This is a genomic window from Candidatus Methylomirabilota bacterium, from assembly GCA_036005065.1.
Lineage (GTDB): Bacteria > Methylomirabilota > Methylomirabilia > Rokubacteriales > DASRDR01 > DASYQW01.
In genome coordinates this window covers 1-3,123 of record DASYQW010000170.1, presented here as the reverse complement: position 1 = coordinate 3,123, position 3,123 = coordinate 1, and the positions used below count along the sequence as shown (strand labels likewise).

General features: G+C 71.7%; 2 protein-coding genes. One reads left to right on the top strand and one right to left on the bottom strand.

The genetic code is table 11. The annotated features are described in order from the left end of the window. The coding region (locus VGW35_12355; GenBank protein ID HEV8308452.1) for a protein kinase at window positions 1–2,347 on the bottom strand (2,347 nt) is incomplete at its 3' end. A 276-nt stretch (window positions 2,348–2,623) separates the two neighbouring features. Here VGW35_12355 and VGW35_12350 point away from each other — a divergent pair. Then, window positions 2,624–3,123 (top strand): 3'-5' exonuclease (locus tag VGW35_12350; protein ID HEV8308451.1); only part of this gene is annotated, 500 nt, incomplete at its 3' end.

Genomic DNA, 3,123 nt, shown 5'->3' with positions numbered 1-3,123 from the left:
GGGCCAGGAGCGAGAGCGCCTCCGCATCCGCGGGGTTGACACGCAGGAGGCTCTCGCAGACCCCGACGGCGCGGAGGTAGGATTGCCGCGCCTTGGCGGCTTCGCCGAGCTGCCGGTAGGTGTCGCCCAGGTACCGGAGCTGCCGGACGCCGTTCGGGTCGAGGCGAACGGACTCTTCCAGCGCGCCGGCCGCCTCGCGAAACCTTCCTTGCGTGTAGTGGATGATTCCGACGTTGCCGTAGGCCTTGGGATCGGGCCGGATGGCATTGGCGCGCTCGTAGTTCTCGAGGGCGCGGGCATTGTCGCCGCTGGCCTGGTAGGCGGCGCCCAGCATCTGGTAGCCCCGGGAGTTGTCCGGCTGCAGCTCCGTCAAGCGGGTGAAGAAGCGGACGGCATCGGCGTAGCGTCCCAGGTCGTAGTAGGCGCGGCCGAGGATGCGCTGGTTCTCCGGGTAGTTGGGTCGAATGTCCACCGCCTTCTTCAGCTCGCCCAGCGCTTCCCCGCTGCGGCCCTGCTTGAGGAGGATGTCGCCCAGCACCCGGTGGGCGTCGTCGTTGCCCGGTTGCAGGGTCAGGACCCCATGCAGCTCTTCGATGGCCTGGTCGGGACGGCCCGTGCCGTCGTACAGCCGGGCGAGGACGAAGCGGGTCAAGGGCTGCTCGGAGTCGAGGCGCAGGGCCTCGGTGATGGCATTCGAGGCCTTGGCCACCGCCGCCTCGTCCGTCGTCTCCCGGTACTGTACCCAATAGGCCTCGCCGAGGCCGGCGTGGGCGAGGGCGAAGCGAGGGTCCTTGCCCACGGCGCTCTGGAAGGTCTCGATGGCGCGGGATACGTTGCCCGGGACGTCGGGCCGCTCGAGCAGGGTGCGCGCGCGAGAGTAGTCGGTGAAGGCGTCGACGTTGGTCGTCGGGACCCGGGCCAGCCGCTCGCGATCGGCCTCGGTGAGGGTGAGCTGGAGCGCCTCGCTCAACCCCTCGGCCGCCTGCCGGTGAATGGTGAACGGATCGTCGACGCTCCCTTCGTACTCGTGACCCCACGCCACCGAGTCGTCCGGCCGTACGAGGTTCAGCGTGACATGGATCCGCCGGTCGGCGCGCTGCACCCCGCCGTGGACGAGATAGGTGGCCCCGAGATCTTGCGCGACCGCGCGCGTGGGACGCCCGCGCTGCTCGAGGGTCGCCGACCGCGAAACGACGGTGAGGGACCGAAGTGCGGCGAGGTGGGTGATGAGGCTGTCGGCGACCCCCACCCCGAGATACTCGTCGTTGGGATCCTTGCTCACGTTGTCGAGCGGCAGCACGGCGATGACGGGGCGCCGGGTGCCGGGCGGCGGGGGCCCGGGCGTTGGCCGCCACACCCAGAGCGCGGCCACCGCGAGGACGACGGCCGCGGCCGCCACCACCCATCGCGTCGTCGAGCCGCGCACGAACCGCAGGGGACGAGCCAGCCGCCGGGGCGGGCTCGTCACCCCGGAGGCCAGGCCCGACGCGGTGGCGGTGAGCGCACCCTCCAGGTCGGCGGCGGACGCGAACCGCCGTTCGGGCTCACGTTCGAGGCATCGCAGCACGATCGCGTCGAGGTCCCCGGGGATCTCGGATACGAGCTGGCTAGGGGCGGGGCAGCGCTCGCCCGCCTCGCGCAGGGCCATCGGGGCGCTCCCGCCGTCCCCGGGCGGCCGGCGGCCCGTAAGCATCTCGAAGAGGATCAGGCCGAGGGCGAAGAGGTCCGAGCGATGGTCGGTGGTGCGCCCCAGAGCCTGCTCGGGGGACAGGTACGCCAGCGTGCCGAGGACGGATCCGGCTCCGGTCAGCCGGTCGCGCCCCTGGTGGAACGCGAGGCCGAAGTCCATGAGGATGGGGTGGCCCGATCGGTCCACCATGATGTTGCCGGGCTTGAGGTCGCGGTGGACGATGCCGCGCGCGTGGATGGCCTGGAGGCCCGCGCAGACCTGGCGGCCGAGGGCCACCGTCTGCCTGGCCGAGAGGTGGCCCACGGACTGGATCAGGTCTTCGAGCGTCTGCCCCTCGACGAACTCCATGCTGATGTAGAGGGCGCCGTCCATCTCGCCCAGGTCGTGCACGCGGCAAACGTTGGGATGCGTGACGGCCTGGGCCAGGGACAGCTCGCGCCGGAACCGCTCGCGGGCCAGGCCTTGGCCTGCCGCCGCCGGCCGGACGAGCTTCAGCGCGACCGTCTTGCCGAGCTGGCGGTCGATCGCCTTGTAGACGTGTCCCATCCCCCCGGCGCCGACCTCTTCCACGATCGTGTAGCGGTCGCCGAAGCGCTGGCCGGGGGCGAAATGGCTCCCCACGGGACCGGGGAGGTCGGTCGGGCCGGCGGGCGTCACGTGGAGCTCTTCGACCGTGGGCGCCTTCGACGAAGAGGGTCGGGTAGCGCACGCGGAACACAGTGCCTCGTCGGTCTCGGCGCCGCACTGAACGCAAGTCATTCGGGGAGAGGCCGCGGCGAGACTACGCCCCGGCGCCTGCGGCGTCAAACGGCCCCACGCGGCCGGACCCGGTCTGGCAGGCGATTCCACTACGCTGCTCCTGTCATGTCCATCGCTGCCGTCCTCCATCCGCGAAGCGCGACGCCACGCGGGGCCCTTCATGACATTCCCTTCGTGGCCTTCGACACCGAAACGACGGGGCTTCACGCCTCGGATCGCCTGGTGGAGCTGGGGGCGGTGCGCTTCCGCGGCGACGTGGTGGAGGGGGAGTGGTCGACGCTGGTGGATCCGGGAACGGCCATCCCGGCCGAGGCGACGCTCGTCCATGGCATACGGAACCAGGACGTCACAGGTTCCCCGCCGGCGGCCGAGGCGCTGCCCGCCTTCCTGGATTTCATCGAGGGCGCCGCCCTGGTGGGCCATAACGCTCCCTTCGACATCCGCGTGCTGGCCCACGAGTTGCTACGGGCCGGCCTGCCTCTCCCGGACAACCCGGTGCTGGACACCTGCGCCATACCGCGGCGGCTCCAGCTCGACGTCCCCAACCACCGGCTGGCCACCCTCGCCCACCGTTTTGGCGTCCCGCAGGGCCGGGGGCACCGCGCCCTGGCGGACGCGCGCGTGGCCCGCGGCCTGCTCGAAGCGTATCTGCGCGATCTGGGGCCGGCGGCCGA